We start from the raw sequence: 15033 nt of genomic DNA, 5'->3' as shown, positions 1-15033 counted from the left end.
TGTTCAGTTTCGGCTGGCGGCGATGACGTTGCCCAATTCCCCGTCCGATCCGACGCGGAGATAGGCGCGGCGCGCCAGCAGGAAGGCGATGGCCGAGCCAAGCAGGCTGGGGATTACGACGATGACGAAAGAGGTTGCGATGCGCGCGGGATCGCCCAGCACCGACTGGGTCACCCAGGCGAGGAGCAAGGGACCGCCGGTGCCTGCCGGAAGGGCGCTGACCACGCTGAGGAACGCGTATGAAAATCCACGCATGTCGTTGGGGACGATTTCCTGCACCGTGGCGTTCATCGCGACGTTCAGCATCGGCGTAGCCAGGCTGATGCTGGCGAGCAACAGGATGGCAAGGAGCAGAGAAGGTGCGAAGCCGGAAAAGGCGCAGGGCAGGGCGATGACGGGCAGGATCGTCATGATGATCAATCGGCCACCACGACGGCTGCCGATGGCAGAATCTGCGCTGAGGCCGCCCAGCATATAGCCCGATACGCCCGCGATCAGCAGAATGACGCCCAGCATGTTTGCGAAGTCGGGCAGTTGCGCGTCGAAACTGCGCATCAAAAGCGGCGCGGTCCACGCTGCGACCCCGACGAACGCAACATAATAGAGGCAAAAGCCCAGAAATAGCGGCACGACGACGGCACGTTGCCGCCACAGATAGGCCAGCTTATCGACGGCAGTCGGCCCGCGCATCGCATCGGCACGAATGCCGCGCCGCGCCGGTTCCTTGACCGAAAAGAAGAGCAGGCCGACAATCGGCCCGATCGCACCGCATAGGATGAAGGCGCTGCGCCAGGGTATGACGAGGCCATACCCCGGAATGGAAAGGTGCAGATTGGCGCCCACTATCCAGCCGGGAATGATCGAGGATAGCGCGGTGCCCATGCTGGCGCCGATCAGGTAGGTGCTGAGCGCACGTCCGCGTCTTTCTGGTGGAAACATGTCCGCGATCAGGGAAAGCGCGGCCGGAGCGACGGCGGCTTCCCCCAGACCCACAAGGGCGCGGAAGATGAAGAAGCTTTCGAAATTGGGCGCAAGGCCGCCCGCGACGGTCGACAGGCTCCATATGATGATCGCGCAACCCAGGACCGTCCGGCGAATATGGCGATCGACCAGCGTGCCGAGCCACAAGCCGCACACGCCACTCAGCAGCGAATAGGCAAGGCCCAGCAACAGGCCCATCTGAATGTCGGTAATGCCCAGGTCGGCCTTGATCGGTTCGGCCAGCACGCCGACGATCGCCTTGTCGATGCTGTAGAGGTTGGCGGCCAGGAACAGCAGCAGCATCGGCCACCAGCTGCGCGATAGCGGTGGATAGGGGGATGGTTCAGTCAACGCGCACGGCCCTTCCGTCGATGCAGGCAAGCAGTCGGCCATCGGCATCGTTCAGGATTTCGAGGCGGTCTTCATCCAGATGGATGATATCCTCGAAATGGAACTTGCCGATGTCCGGGCCGATCCAGGGCAAGTCGCAGCTCAACACCATGCCATCGACAAGATCGAAGCTGTGCATACCGCCGCCCGGATGGGGGTGGTCGGTATGCTCAAGGCCCACCGAATGCAATCCGCAGGCGCGGAAATCGGGATTGCCATTGGCCTGGATGCAGGACACGACGATCTTTTCGATCTCGGTCGATCGCTTGCCCGCCTTGAAATGGGGCAGGGCTTCGCGCCAGCCCAGCCGGGTGGCGTTGTAGTGTCGCAACTGTTCGGCCGACGGTTCGCCGATGATGGCTGTGCGGCCGATGTCGCTGGTATAATGATTAAACTCGGTGGTCGCATCGAACGTAACGGTGTCGCCCTGTTCCAGCGTCGCATTTTTGGGCAGACGGCCAAAGCCGGGGCGGTAGGGCGTGATGAGCAGGAAGACCGGGCGGCCGCCCGCCAGTGCGGCGGCGGACCAGAAGACCCGTTCGGCCTCCGCACAACTCGCGCCCGCAGCGACGGCTTCGGCGGAAATCTGAAGCGCCAGTTCGGTCTTCCGCGCGGCAGCGCGCATGTGCGCCATTTCGGCAGGGGTCTTTACCATGCGGATGTCGCGCAGCAGGTCGCGCGCGGCGACAACCTCCAGCGAGCTGCCCAGCAGGGCGTTCACGTCCAGGCCAAGCCCGCGATCTTCAAAGGCTATCCGGCCTTTGTCGAGCCTGAGTTCCCGCAAATGGGCGGCGATGGCCTCCTGATGATTTTGCGGCAATCCCTCGGCGGTCATCACGCCCTGCACACCGCCCGCGCCAAGGCCCGGTTTGCGGGCATAGCCGCGCACGATCATCCATGTGCCCTGGCCTTGTTGCGGCTGGCCCATATCGACTTCTACCGTCAGGACAGCGGCGTCCAGGCTATGATCGCGCGGCAAAATCGCCAGCGCCAGATCGCCAAATCCCCAGCTCGCGTCGGTGGCCCAGCTGCTGAGGTAAAATGTGTTCACGGGGGTGGAGGCTATGATGGCATCCACGCCTTGAGCGTCCATAAGACTGTCGGCGCGGTCGCGATTGAGCAGCATGGCCCGTTTCCCATATGAGTGTTCAGGACCAGCCTGCCGATGTGGCGTGCGGACTGACGCTGCCGTTTTTGGCCATCCTGTCATGGCGCTGAAAAATTTAGGGGAGGGCGCCGCAGGCAGCCCTCCCCTCTTATGCTCATCAGAAGTTATACTTCACCCGGACGCCTGCCGTGCGCAATTCGCGCAGGGCGACGGCAACGCCAGCGTTATTGGCCAGGCGATTACCGGTATTAGTGAAGAGGCTGAAGTCGATCGCGCTGGGATAAGCCTTGTTATTGAACACATTGTTCACAAAAGCTTCGATCGAGACCGTACCGTTGCCAATGCCAGCACGCAGGTTGACCTGTGTCAGGTCCGGCGTCTTGGTGGTGTTGGCGGCGTTGGTATAGACGCCCGACTTATAGGCGAAGTCGATGCGGCCGAATGCTTCCAGATCGCTCGCCTCGATCGGCACCGTATATTGCGCCGACGCGGATGCCGCATATTTCGATGTCAGCGGATTTTCCTTGCCACGGAAATCGCTGACCCCGGTCAGCCGCGTGACGGTCGGCGCGCTAAGCGAACGAATGCTGCTGTCGTTGATCGAACCGTTCAACCCCAATGTCAGGCGCGAACTCACCGCTGCGGTGATGTCGCCTTCGATGCCAGTCATACGGACGCGGCCGGTATTGTCGGTTGCCTGGATCGAATAGAAGGCGCCTGTGGCCGGATCGGTCAGCGTGGTGGTGATCGCGTTCAGCTGGTCTTTCCAGATGCCGTAATAGGCCGCGAAGCTGTAGCGCACGACATTGCCGAACGCGCGCCCCTTCAAGCCGATTTCGTAATTGTCCAGCTTTTCAGGGCGGGCTGCGATCTTCAGACCGGCGGCCGCAGCAAGCGCCTGCGCAGGTGCGCTCAGGTTGCTGAGGAAGACGGTGTTGAATGCGGCCGGGTTGATGCCCTTGGAGTAGGAGGCGTAGACCATCGTTTCGGGATTGATGTCATAATTGACGATCACGCGCGGCATGAAATTTCGATACTTTTCCTCGACCAGCACCGATCCGCCGGGGTAGAAGCCGGCAGGCGCAAAGGCGCTGCTAGTCAACGTCTGGCCGTCGGGACGGGCATAGGCGATAATGTGGTCGACCTGATAACGACCATCGAAATTGATGCTAAGGCCGGGCGTGATCTTATAGCCCAGACCAAAGAAGATGCCGTAGGTCTTGTTGCGTGTGGCACCGCTGACGACACTGAACTGGCTGACGCCCAGACCGCCATTGTTGCCGCCGCCGCCGCCCTGGAAGAAGGCGTTGAGATAGCTGGCGCCCAAGGTGGCGGTGAAGGGACCATTATCGTCATAGCTGGCACGCAGTTCCTGCGAAAAGTCCCGGCTGACGGCTTCGACCAGATAAGGATAGTTGAAATAGCTGGGCGCACCGGCGCCGATACCCAGACCGGTCGACTGGTTGGGAATGCTGGTGTCGTAATAAAGGTCGAGGTCCGACAACTGGCTGCGGCGCTCATTATTGTATCCGGTCAGCGACGACAGCGTCAGCGCGTCGGTAGCTTCCCAGTCGACCGCCAGATGGAGGTGATAGAAGCGGCTCTTGAGGCCATAGCCCTGCACCCCGTCCTTGGGATCGATCAGGCGACCTTTGGGATTGGCGAGGAAGTTTTTGATGAAAGCGTCGTCAACCGTGTTCATCGACGGGGATGTCGAAGGCAGGCCCGGCAATGTGCCGCAGAAATAGCGGTTCGCGCCAAATGAGCAGTTGGACGAGTCCGGCACCACTATAGCGCCCGTGGTTGGGTGCTGAACGGCATAAGCCGCCAGGAAACCGGTCGCGTTTGGGCCGTCATCATTCTGCGAATACATACCGAACGCCTTGGCGGTCAGATTGCTGGCAGGCGTGAAGTGCAGGGCCAAAGTCGCGGCGCGAGTGCGCTGATCGCCCAAGGTCTGGCCGCGAACGCCCTGGTTCTTCCAGGAGCCTTGCTTTGCGTTTTCCTGCACGGTTGCGCGGAAGCCCAGCAGTCCGTCGAAGATCGGCCCGCCGACACCCAACTGGACGTCATGATTGTCGCGCGTGCCCAGCATCCCGGATGCGGTGCCTTCGAAGCTGGACGGCGGCGCCTTTGTCACGACATTGACCGCACCGGCAAAGGTCTGGCGGCCGAAATAGGCGCTCTGCGGGCCTTTTAGCACTTCGATACGTTCAGGATCGGTGATCGTCTGAATGCCCGTCGCGGTCGAAACCGGGACACCGTCGATGAACATCGACGTCGTCTGGGCGGCGGCGCTGGACGGGGTGAAGCCACGCACGATGACCTGTTGGAACGAGCGGTCGTTGCGACCCGACGCGCTTCCCACGATCTTGAGGCTGGGCGTGAAGTTGGACATGTCGGAAACCGACTGAATGCCCTTGGCCTGAATCTCTTCGCTGGTGAAGGCGCTGACGGAAACCGGGGTCTTGAGGATGTCCTCGGCGCGCTTGCGTGCGGTGACGACGATTTCGCCGCTGCCACCATTGGACGAATCGGCCTGTTCGGCAGGCGTCGCTTGCTGCGCGGAAGCGGAGATAGAGTTTGCGGAAATAACGACTGCGATGATAGAGCATCCGCCAATGAATGATGGACGAAGACGTTTTATGCTATTCATTACCCCAGCCCCTTAAGCTTGTTCGGTTTCGTAACGACCGTTCCAAATAATTTCCTGCGAAATCAGACTTATTCCCATAATATTGTCGTGGTAGGGAGTTTCCCGTCACGACCTGGAATTTTTTCTTCCGTCTGACATGGCAATCTTGTTGAGCATGCAGGCTGTCTTCCACCAACACGGGCAATTTAACCGCTACGCAGATAAATTACTGCGGTGTAGCCAGCGGCGCCGCATTTGCCGTGGAGCTGTGGAAACGGCCTGCGGCCAGGAAACCGAAGCCTGTCCCAATCACCAGCGACACGGTCCCGACGATCGCCATGGAATGACCCACAGCCGCTGGATTGTGAAACACATGTTCCGTCAGGAACGCCACCAGCAACGGGCCGCAGGAAAAGCCGATGAGTGTCAGGACAAAGGCATAAAGCGCCACGGACAGCCCGCGCATGCGCGTCGGCGTGGCTTCCGATATGATCGAGAGCATGGCCGTGCCGAACAAGGCGCTGGCGCAGGTGATTTCAGACAGGAGGGCGATCGCGACGATGCTGTTGCCGACCATCCCCCCGAGAGCCGCAGGAATGGCTGCGAGGCACATGAAGGCAGCGAATCGAATCTTGCCTGCGACACCGCTGCGTCGTGCAACGCGATCGATCAAGACGCTCGCCACCGCTGCACCGATGACGGCCCATATGATCTGGCCGGTTCCCAGGCTCTTACCCGCCGCGCCGATGTCGAACCCATAGGCGCGGGTGAGCAGCACGGCGCCCCACCCGGTCGCCACCGATCCGCCCAGACCGAAAAAGGCGACCATGGCATAGAGCGGCGCAAATATACCGCGCTGGCCAGCAAAATAGGCGAGCGAGGCGGGCAGGCTTGCCCGTGTCCTGGCGTCGCCGGTTCCGCCAAGGCGCGGCGGATCGCGCATCAACAGCATCAAGGCGGCAATGACGAAGCCGAATGCGCCGACCAGGACAAAGGCGATCCGCCACGGCGCCAATGTTCCGACCAATGGTATCCAGGCGAATGTGCCCTGTGGCGCGGCTTGCAATATATATCCGCTCACCACCGACCCCAGGCCATAAGCAATCATCGTTCCGAAGACATAGACCGACATGGGTCGGCCGCGCCGATCGGGTGGAAACATGTCGGTGATCATCGTCACGGCGCATGGTCCCAATACTGCTTCGCCAACACCAATGAACAGCCGGGATGCGAACATATGGCCGAAATCGGCGGACAGTCCGCCGCAGATCGTCGCCGCGCTCCATAGCAGGATGCCGCATATCAGCAACAGCCGTCGACTTACGACGTCGGCGACAGCGCCCAACGGCAGGCCCATCGTGACGTAGAAGATGGAGAAGGCCAGCCCCTGCAGCAGCGCGATCTGGACTTCGCTGATCGCCAGGTCCGCGCGGACCGGATCGATGACCAGCGCCAGCATGCCGCGATCTATGGTCGATACGATCTGGGCGAGGCACAATATGATGACGGCGAACCAGGCCCGCGCCGCCCCGGTCCGAAATTCCGGTTTGGGCGAGGCTCCATGTGTAAACGGAGTGGCGGCGTGGATCATGATAGTCTCCTTATAGCAGCAGCATGGCATCGGAGACGATGGGAGCGCGGCGTTCCGCAGCTTTGTCCGACTAACGGACAGGGACGAACGACGCCCGGCAGCGCACCATAAGGTGCAATAGGAGATGCTATGTTCAACAGGAGGTTTCGATGAAGCTTTTGGCGTTTCTGATGCAGACCGGCGGGCATATCGCAGGCTGGCGGCATAGCGGCGCGGCCGCAGATGCGCTATGTGACATCGACTATTTTCGTTCGCTCGCCCAGACGGCGGAACGGGGCCTGTTCGACGGCGTGTTCCTGGCGGATTCGGTAGGATATGCACCGGTGAAGGGGGCAGAAATCTTTGCGTGCCTCGAAACTCCCAAGCTTGATCCTGCACTGGTCCTTTCGACGATCGCCGCCGTCACGAAGCATATCGGCCTGATCGGTACGGCTTCGACCACCTATTGCCAGCCCTATGAACTGGCGCGCCGGTTCGCGACGCTGGATCATCTCAGCCACGGCCGGGCGGGCTGGAACATCGTGACGTCCACGATGGAAAATGAGGCGCATAATTTCGGTCGCGAGGCCCATATGGATCATGGCGCCCGCTATGAACGGGCAGCCGAATTCGTGGATGTCGCGCGCAAGCTGTGGGACAGCTGGCAGGATGGCGCGGTTCTGGCGGACAAGGATCGCGGTCACTACACCGACCCTGCGCGCATTTCTGCCATCAACCATGCGGGTGATCATTTCAAGGTCGCGGGGCCGCTCAACGTACCGCGCGGGCCGCAGGGGCATCCGGTGCTGGTGCAGGCGGGGGCGTCTGCTACCGGCCAGCGCTTTGCGGCCAGTTGCGCGGAAGTCATCTTCACCTCCCACCCCGGCATCGAAACGGCCAAGGCTTTCCGCGCGGCGATGCATAAACAGATCGCGGAATTTGGCCGGTCGCCCGAAACGCTCAAGATCATGCCGGCGATGACGCCTGTGATCGGGGCGACGCGCGCGGACGCAGAGGCGTTGCAGCGCGCACTCGACTCGCTGATCCCGACTTCCATAGCGATCAGCAAGCTGGGCGCGCTGTTGGGCAATATCGATCTGTCGGGCGCAGACCATGATGCACCACTGGCGCCGTTGCCGGAAGCTGCATTGGCGGGGCAGAATTCGACGCGCGACCGCGTTCTCGAACTGGCCGAGCGGGAAAAGTTGCCGCTTGCAGAACTGGCGCGCCGGGTGGCGGCCGGGCGGACGGGGCGCACGATAGTCGGCACGGCAGAGGATGTTGCCGACGAGCTTCAGGCCTGGGTCGAGGAAGGGGCCGCGGACGGCTTCGTCATTTCCCCGCCCGTCCTGCCGGCCGGACTGGAAACGTTCGTCGATGGCGTCGTACCAATCCTGCAAGCGCGTGGCGCGTTCCGCAAGGCGTATGAAGGTGCGACGCTGCGCGAGAATCTTGGCCTCCAACGTCCGGCCAACATGTATGAAACAAACCCCGCGCTGATCGAAAAGCCGGAAGTCTGGTAAGGCGCAAAGGGGACGGATACCGATTGGTGTCCGTCCCCCCATTCGTCGTTTCACGCCGCGAAATACGCCCATGGCCGTTGGTGCCTGTCGGCGGCGCGGAATGCCTCGATCCTGTCGCGGCGCTGGAGCGTCAGGTCGATCATGTCGAGGCCGCCCAACAGCATCGCCTTGGCCTCTGCCTCGATTGCGAAGTGCCAGCTTTGTCCCGATGCTGCCACGACGGTTTGCGCAGCAAGGTCGATGGTCAATGGCAGGGCCTGAGCGGCGTTTGCCACCGGGCCGCTCTCCAGCTCAATCGGCACGATGCCGTTACGGATGCAATTCCCGCGAAAGATCGGGTTGAAGCTGGGCGCGACGATTGCGCGAAAGCCATATTCGGCGAGCGCCCAGGCGGCATGTTCGCGACTGGACCCGCAACCGAAATTCTCCCCCGACAGCAGGAATTGCGCGGCGGCATAGTCTGGCTGATTTAGGATGAAGGCAGGGTCGGGATTGCGGCCGCCGATCTGCGTATAGCGCCAACCGGCGAACAGGCCGTCGGCCAGTCCCGTCTTCGACACGGATTTCATCTCGCGCGAGGGAATGATCGCGTCCGTGTCGACATTGTCGCGCAGCAGCGGCGCGGCGGTCGCGGTGAGGGTAGTAAAGGGCTGCATGGCTCAGTTCCCTGTCTGCAAGAGGCGCGGGTCCGCGATCATCCCGGCAATGGCGGATGCGGCCACCGTCTCCGGCGAAGCAAGGTGGGTTCGCGTACCCGGTCCCTGACGGCTTTCGAAATTACGGTTGGTCGAACTTACCACCCGCTCGCCCGCGCCGAAACTTTCCCCGCCAGCAAAGAAGCACATGGAGCAACCCGATTCCCGCCATTCGAAACCTGAATTGCGGAATATTGCGTCCAGTCCCTCCGCTTCGGCCGCTGCCTTGACCCGACTCGATCCCGGCACGCAAATGGCGCGGACGCCCGGTGCGACATGCCGCCCTTTCAACACAGCGGCAGCGCGGCGCAGGTCGGACAGGCGCGCATTCGTGCAGGAGCCGATGAAGGCCGCGTCGATGCGCAGGTCGCGCAGAGACTGACCCGCCGCCACGCCCATATAATCGAGCGCCCGGTCATAGGCTTCCCGGCTGTCGCGCGCAGCAACTCCCTCATAAGCGGGCACGACAGCATCGATCGGCGCATAATGTTGCGGACTGGTGCCCCATGTTATGCCCGGAGCGACGTCGGCCGCATCGATCCGCAAATCCGTATCGAAGCGAGCGCCATCGTCGCTGCGAAGGTCATGCCAGCTTTCGACCGCACGCGCCCATTCGTCGCCCGTGGGCGCATAGGGACGCCCCTCCAGATAGGCGAAGGCCTTTTCATCAGGGGCGACGATAGCGGTAAAGGCGGCCAGTTCGGTGGCCATGTTGCACAGCGTCAGTCGCTCTTCGATCTCCAACGCGCGCACCGCCGACCCGGCATATTCAACCACATGGCCTTTTGCGCCCGCTGCGCCAAATCGGCCGAGAAGATGCAGGGCCAGATCCTTGGCCGTGACGCCAGCGGCCAGCGACCCCTCGATCGTAATGCGCATGCTTTTGGGTTTGCGCACGCGCAGTGTCGACGTCGCCAGCGCATGTTCCGCCTCGGTCGACCCGATCCCCCAGGCGAGGCCGCCCAAGGCGCCCTGGCTGCATGTGTGGCTGTCCGGGCAAACCAGCGTCAGGCCCGGCAGGATAATCCCTTGTTCGGGCGAGACGACATGGACGATGCCCTGTCGATCGTCGCCCAGGTCGAACAAGGTGATCCCGGCGGCCTGCGCTGCCGTACGCGTAGCAAGGATGAAGTCGCGGCCGGTCGGCATGATCGTGGCGTCGGTGCGGCCCGGCAGCGTATCGACGACATGGTCCATCGTCGCGAACACTTGCGCAGGCGCATTCACGGTGCGCCCCGCCGCCGCCAAGCTTTCTAGTGCGACGCCACCGGTGCGTTCATGCAGCATGACCCGGTCGATCAGGATCAGGCCAGTGCCGTCCCCAAGATCGTCGATGCAATGCATGTCCCATAATTTGTCGAAGAGGGTGCGTCCGATGCCGGTGTTTGTCGTCACAGGGCCGCTTCCGTTGCGCCGACGATCCGGGCGATGTCGGCTTCGGGCAGGCCGAGTTCTCGCAATATCGCGTCGGCGCCTTCGTTGACCTGCGGGATGTCATGACGCAGCCCGGTGCGCGCGCCGTCAAATTCGATCGGCAGGCCCGGCAAGCGGGTCTTTGCGCCACCCGAAATGGTAACATCCAGCAACCCCCCATCCGCGAGATGCGGATCGTCAAAAAGTTCGTCGGGCCGTGTGATCGGCGCGAAGGGAAGGCCCAGTTCTTCCAGCTTTTCGACCAGTATCTCGCGCGGCATGGCCTGAAACAGAGTCCGGACCTGCGGCAGGATGACGTCGCGCGCGACGACGCGGCCATTATTGGTCACATAATCGGGGTTGAGGCCCAGCTCCTCCAGATCGAACGCGCCACAGAAAGTGCGCCATTGTCCATCCGATACGACTCCGACGAACAATTGTTCGCCTTCACGGCTTGTCTCGAACACGTCATAGATTGCCCAGGCCGAAATGCGCACTGGCATGGGCTGGGCGGCTTTACCCGTGACGGCCATCTGCGCCATGTGCTGACCCACCAGGAAAGCCGTTGTTTCATAAAGCGAACATTTGACTGCGCCGCCCACGCCCGTGCGATGTCGTCGTTCCAGCGCCGCCAGGATGCCGATCACCCCGAACATGCCGCCAGTGATATCGACCACCGAAGAGCCTGCGCGCAGGGGGCGTCCGGGCGGGCCGGTCATATAGGCGAGGCCGCCCATCATCTGGGTCACTTCATCCAGCGCCGTGCGATGTTCATAAGGGCCGTTGAGGAAACCCTTGGCCGAACAATAGATGAGTTCGGGATGATTGGCCGAAAGAGTGTCGTAACCCAAGCCCAGCCGATCCAGCGTGCCGGGACGGAAATTTTCCACCACGATATCGGACCTAGCGATCAGCTTGCGGGCAACATTGACATCGCGCTGGTCCTTCAGGTCGAGGCACAGGCTGCGCTTGTTCCGGTTGAACATCGGGAAATAGCCTGCGCCCGAACCCAGCAGCTTGCGGGTTTGGTCGCCGCCCTTGGGTTCGACCTTCACCACCTCTGCGCCAAGGTCGGCCAGGATCACGCCGACGGATGGTCCCATCACCATATGAGTGAACTCTACTACACGGATTCCGGCCAGGGGTAGTTGCTCTTCGGTCATTTCCATCCTCGATGCTCGACGGCTGTCATGGTCGGGATATGGCAATCGGCCTTAGTGTCGAAGGGTAGCTGACATGACTGACCGCGCAGCGGACATAGATATTCTGGTAAGCGAAGTGGGACCGCGCGACGGTCTGCAAAGCATCAAGGCGATCATGCCGCTGGAAGCCAAGAAGGCATGGGTCGCAGGCGAGGCGGCCGCAGGCGTGCGCGAGATAGAGGTGGGGAGCTTCGTTCCGGCAAAGCTGCTGCCGCAACTGGCGGACACGGCTGAACTCGTGCGCTTTGCCAAGACCATTCCGGGGCTGACCGTTGCGGTACTGGTCCCCAATGCGCGCGGCGCGCAGGCTGCGCTGGAGGCGGGCGCTGACAAGCTGACGCTGCCGCTTTCTGTGTCCGAAACTCACAGCCTCGCCAATCTGCGCAAGACGCATGAGCAGGTGCTGGCCGAGGCGAAGGCGATCGCCGGCATTATCGCGGCTCTTCCGCACGGGCAGCGACCCCATTTCGAAGGCAGCCTGTCGACCGTGTTCGGCTGTACGCTGGAGGGCGCCATCCCCGATGCTCAGATCGCGCGCTTGGCCGAAGGCTTGATGGCGGCGGGCTGCGACGAAGTCGGCCTGTCCGATACGACCGGCTATGCCGACCCGTCCGCCGTCCGTCGCCTGATCGGGCTGGTGCGCGGCGTTGTGGGGGAGCGAGCCGTGACCGGCATCCACCTGCACAATACTCGCGGCCTTGGCCTGGCCAATGCGCTGGCCGCGATCGAATGCGGGCTGGACACGCTCGACAGTTCATTGGGCGGCATTGGCGGCTGCCCCTTTGCCCCAGGCGCCAGCGGCAATATCGTGACCGAAGATCTGGTCTTCATGCTGGAGGCGATGGGCCTGCGCACCGGCATCGACATGGACCATCTGTTCGCTGTGCGGACACAGGTGGCGGCCGCGCTTGAGGGCGAACCGCTCTACGGTTTCACTCCCGATGCAGGTTTGCCCAAGGGCTTTTCCCCGGCGGCAGCGCAGCGCGAAGGAGGTTTGGCATGACGATCGTTGGAACGCAGATGGTGACAGATGGACGCACCGCGCGCGAGATATTCGATCAGGTGATGGCCAACCCGGCCCGGACGAAATTTGGGTTTGGGGAGAAGCTGGCGATCGTCAACGTCGATTTCCAGAACGCCTACACCCGGATCGACGAGTTTAAGACGGCGTATGAAACCGATCCGCGCCAGATCGAACATACCAACACCATCTCTCGCCTGGCGCGGGAAAGGGGAATGCCCGTCATCTGGACCCACGTCGCTTATATGGACGACGCCAGCGATGCCGGTATCTGGGGGACGCGGACCGACACGCCCGACAGCCTTCAGAACATCAAATATGGAAGCCGCCGCCATGCCTTTGACGATCGGTGCGAGATCGATCATGCCAGGGACGCGATCTATACCAAGCGCATGCCATCGGCCTTTTTCGAAACGCCGCTGCAAAGCCTGCTCGTCTGGCACAAGGTTGATACCGTCGTCGTTACCGGCGGCTCCACCTCCGGCTGTATTCGCGCGACGGCGGTCGACAGCCTCAGCCGTGGCTATCGCACCATCGTTCCGATCGAAACCTGCGCGGACAAGCATGAGAGCTATCATTTCGCCAACCTTACCGACCTTCAGCTGAAATATGCCGATGTGGAGCCAGTGCAGACGGTGATCGACTGGCTGGAGGCACGTTGATGCGGGAAGGGGAAGCCGATCCGTGCCTTTATGGCTATAGCCCCTATCGCGGGCGTCCGAAAATCGAATGGCCGGACGGCAAGACATGCGCCGTCTGGATTTCGCCCAACCTTGAATATTACGAGCTGGATCCGCCCGCCAACCCGCACCGCAAGAGCTGGGCGAAGCCGCATCCCGATGTCGTGGGCTATGGTCATCGCGACTATGCTAACCGCGTCGGCCATTGGCGTATGGCAGAAATGATGGAAAAGCACGGGTTCAAAGGATCGGTATCGCTCTCCGTCGCGCTGTGCCAGCATGTGCCGGAGGTGGTGGCGAACGCGAATGAGCTAGGTTGGGAGTTCTTCAGCCACGGCATCTATAACACCCGCTATAGTTACGGGATGAATGAGGCGCAGGAACGCGCGATCATCGAGGACTCTATCCGCACCGTGCGAGACGCGACCGGACAGACGATCAAGGGCTGGCTAGCGCCCGCGCTGACGCACACGCCGCGTACGCTGGACCTGATCGCCGAATATGGCCTGACCTATACATGCGACCTGTATCATGACGATCAGCCTGGACCGGTGTCGGTCGGGCAGGGACGGCTCATCTCCATGCCATACAGCCTGGAGGTGAACGACCATTATGGCTTCTTCATCTACAATATGTCGCCGCGCGACTATGCCGACACCTTGATCCGCCAATATGATCGCCTTGCCGAGGAGGGCCAGAAGTCCGGGACGGTGATGTGCATCCCCCTACATAGTTATCTGATCGGTCAGCCGCACCGTATCGGCCCGTTCGAGCGGGTGCTGGAGCATATCGCGAAGGACGGACGCGCCTGGATTACCCGTTCCGGCGACATCGCGGACCATTTTCTGTCCCATTACTATAACCGCGCGGAGGTGTTGAGCGCATGAGCCTGGACCCCGTCTATCTGGACTATCCCCATCGCAAGCAGGGGATGGATCATGACCTCTATCCCTGGTCCAACCTGTTCGAGCGCTCGCCGCTGACGTGGGCTGACGGCAAGCGGCTGTTGACCTGGATCGTGGTCGATCTGGAATGGTTCCCGATCACGCCGACCGACAAGCCGTTTCGCGCGCCCGGTCATATGCAGACGGCCTATCCCGATTATCGACACTACACGTCGCGCGACTATGGCAATCGCGTTGGCATCTATCGCCTGCTCGATGCTGTCGAAAAGGTCGGCGCGCGGATATCTGTCGCCGCCAATGGGGCGATTGCACAGCGCTACCCGCAATTGATCCGCGACATCGTGGCAGCAGGCCATGAGGTCATCGCCCATTCGACCGATATGAATGGCACCATCGCCAGCGGTATCGGGAAGGATGTCGAGCGCGATCTGATTGCCGGATCGCTCGATATGATCGAAGCAGCGTCGGGCATTCGTCCCGGAGGCTGGTTGTCCATCGCCCGGTCGCAGTCGTTCGACACGCCTGCGCTCCTTGCCGAGGTGGGAGTGACGTATATGTGCGACTGGGTAAATGACGATCTGCCCTATGCAATGAATACGGCCGGCGGGCGCATCATCAACCTGCCGCTCAATCATGAAATGTCCGACCGTCAGATACTGACCGTGCAACAGCATTCAGCTGATAGCTATTGCGAGCAGATACAGGATGCGTTCGCATGGCTGGATGGTGAGGCGAAGGCTTATGGCGGGCGCATCCTCCCGCTGAATATCACGCCATATATTATGGGATTGCCTTATCGGATCGGCGCCTTCGAGCGCCTTCTTGGCTGGATGGCGGCTCAGCCTGGACACGCCTATGCCACGGGCGGTAACATCGTGGCGCAGGCTGCACCGCAACTGGGCTGAGCCGG

The 15033-nt window shown here is 61.8% G+C and carries 12 protein-coding genes; 5 read left to right on the top strand and 7 right to left on the bottom strand.

The genetic code is table 11. The features are described from left to right. Positions 1 to 3: 3 nt before the first annotated feature. The 4 genes from BMX92_RS18875 to BMX92_RS18860 all read right to left on the bottom strand — a co-directional run bounded on the left by BMX92_RS18875 (position 4) and on the right by BMX92_RS18860 (position 6705). A complete protein-coding gene (locus tag BMX92_RS18875; RefSeq protein WP_177185144.1) occupies positions 4 to 1332 on the bottom strand; it encodes an MFS transporter in 1329 nt (442 codons plus the stop codon). After that, positions 1325 to 2497 carry a M24 family metallopeptidase gene (locus BMX92_RS18870; RefSeq protein WP_177185143.1) on the bottom strand — a complete coding sequence of 391 codons (1173 nt, stop codon included), beginning with the start codon at positions 2495 to 2497 and terminating at the stop codon, positions 1325 to 1327. Before BMX92_RS18870 ends, BMX92_RS18875 begins: the two co-directional genes overlap by 8 nt. A gap of 139 nt (positions 2498 to 2636) precedes the next feature. Next, on the bottom strand, positions 2637 to 5135 hold the full coding sequence (locus BMX92_RS18865; RefSeq protein ID WP_093019355.1) for a TonB-dependent receptor: 2499 nt from the start codon (positions 5133 to 5135) through the stop codon (positions 2637 to 2639). Between the two features lie 205 nt (positions 5136 to 5340). Then, complete coding sequence (locus BMX92_RS18860) at positions 5341 to 6705, bottom strand: MFS transporter (RefSeq protein WP_177185142.1); 1365 nt, start codon at positions 6703 to 6705, stop codon at positions 5341 to 5343. Positions 6706 to 6854: 149 nt separating this feature from the next. Between BMX92_RS18860 and BMX92_RS18855 the strand changes: the two genes are divergently transcribed. Further along, a complete protein-coding gene (locus tag BMX92_RS18855; protein ID WP_093019351.1) occupies positions 6855 to 8207 on the top strand; it encodes an LLM class flavin-dependent oxidoreductase in 1353 nt (450 codons plus the stop codon). 50 nt (positions 8208 to 8257) lie between these two features. Here the strand turns inward: BMX92_RS18855 and leuD are convergent, their stop codons facing one another. Genes leuD through BMX92_RS18840 form a run of 3 tightly spaced genes read right to left on the bottom strand, consistent with a single transcriptional unit; the run spans position 8258 to position 11478 of the window. After that, the gene (gene leuD / locus BMX92_RS18850; RefSeq protein WP_093019349.1) at positions 8258 to 8863 is read right to left on the bottom strand and encodes a 3-isopropylmalate dehydratase small subunit; all 606 of its coding nucleotides are present in this window, start codon (positions 8861 to 8863) and stop codon (positions 8258 to 8260) included. A gap of 3 nt (positions 8864 to 8866) precedes the next feature. Then, entirely contained in the window at positions 8867 to 10297 is a 1431-nt protein-coding gene (locus tag BMX92_RS18845; RefSeq protein ID WP_256213506.1) for a 3-isopropylmalate dehydratase large subunit, read from the bottom strand. After that, positions 10294 to 11478 (bottom strand): CaiB/BaiF CoA transferase family protein, encoded by a 1185-nt coding sequence (locus tag BMX92_RS18840; RefSeq protein ID WP_093019424.1) that lies wholly within the window; start codon positions 11476 to 11478, stop codon positions 10294 to 10296. The genes BMX92_RS18845 and BMX92_RS18840 overlap by 4 nt, the downstream gene beginning before the upstream one ends. Before the next feature lie 73 nt (positions 11479 to 11551). Between BMX92_RS18840 and BMX92_RS18835 the strand changes: the two genes are divergently transcribed. From BMX92_RS18835 to BMX92_RS18820, 4 genes are read left to right on the top strand one after another with little or no spacing between them, the layout of a single operon-like run. Then, a complete protein-coding gene (locus BMX92_RS18835) occupies positions 11552 to 12520 on the top strand; it encodes a hydroxymethylglutaryl-CoA lyase (RefSeq protein ID WP_093019347.1) in 969 nt (322 codons plus the stop codon). Further along, a complete protein-coding gene (locus BMX92_RS18830; RefSeq protein ID WP_177185141.1) occupies positions 12517 to 13200 on the top strand; it encodes an isochorismatase family protein in 684 nt (227 codons plus the stop codon). Before BMX92_RS18835 ends, BMX92_RS18830 begins: the two co-directional genes overlap by 4 nt. Next, positions 13200 to 14105 carry a polysaccharide deacetylase family protein gene (locus BMX92_RS18825; protein ID WP_093019345.1) on the top strand — a complete coding sequence of 302 codons (906 nt, stop codon included), beginning with the start codon at positions 13200 to 13202 and terminating at the stop codon, positions 14103 to 14105. The genes BMX92_RS18830 and BMX92_RS18825 overlap by 1 nt, the downstream gene beginning before the upstream one ends. Further along, positions 14102 to 15028 carry a polysaccharide deacetylase family protein gene (locus BMX92_RS18820; protein ID WP_093019343.1) on the top strand — a complete coding sequence of 309 codons (927 nt, stop codon included), beginning with the start codon at positions 14102 to 14104 and terminating at the stop codon, positions 15026 to 15028. The genes BMX92_RS18825 and BMX92_RS18820 overlap by 4 nt, the downstream gene beginning before the upstream one ends. The last annotated feature ends 5 nt before the right edge of the window (positions 15029 to 15033 follow it).

It is taken from the genome of Sphingobium sp. YR768 (genome assembly GCF_900111125.1).
In the GTDB taxonomy this organism is placed as follows: Bacteria; Pseudomonadota; Alphaproteobacteria; order Sphingomonadales; family Sphingomonadaceae; genus Sphingobium.
This window is presented reverse-complemented; position numbering and strand designations above follow the sequence as displayed.

Excerpts from the sequence above, each read along its gene's own strand:
- BMX92_RS18820 (WP_093019343.1), top strand. The coding sequence starts at position 14,102 with ATGAGCCTGGACCCCGTCTATCTGGACTATCCCCATCGCAAGCAGGGG.
- BMX92_RS18855 (WP_093019351.1), top strand. The coding sequence starts at position 6,855 with ATGAAGCTTTTGGCGTTTCTGATGCAGACCGGCGGGCATATCGCAGGC.
- BMX92_RS18840 (WP_093019424.1), bottom strand. The coding sequence starts at position 11,478 with ATGACCGAAGAGCAACTACCCCTGGCCGGAATCCGTGTAGTAGAGTTC.
- BMX92_RS18835 (WP_093019347.1), top strand. The coding sequence starts at position 11,552 with ATGACTGACCGCGCAGCGGACATAGATATTCTGGTAAGCGAAGTGGGA.
- BMX92_RS18865 (WP_093019355.1), bottom strand. The coding sequence starts at position 5,135 with ATGAATAGCATAAAACGTCTTCGTCCATCATTCATTGGCGGATGCTCT.
- leuD (WP_093019349.1), bottom strand. The coding sequence starts at position 8,863 with ATGCAGCCCTTTACTACCCTCACCGCGACCGCCGCGCCGCTGCTGCGC.
- BMX92_RS18870 (WP_177185143.1), bottom strand. The coding sequence starts at position 2,497 with ATGCTGCTCAATCGCGACCGCGCCGACAGTCTTATGGACGCTCAAGGC.
- BMX92_RS18825 (WP_093019345.1), top strand. The coding sequence starts at position 13,200 with ATGCGGGAAGGGGAAGCCGATCCGTGCCTTTATGGCTATAGCCCCTAT.
- BMX92_RS18830 (WP_177185141.1), top strand. The coding sequence starts at position 12,517 with ATGACGATCGTTGGAACGCAGATGGTGACAGATGGACGCACCGCGCGC.
- BMX92_RS18860 (WP_177185142.1), bottom strand. The coding sequence starts at position 6,705 with ATGATCCACGCCGCCACTCCGTTTACACATGGAGCCTCGCCCAAACCG.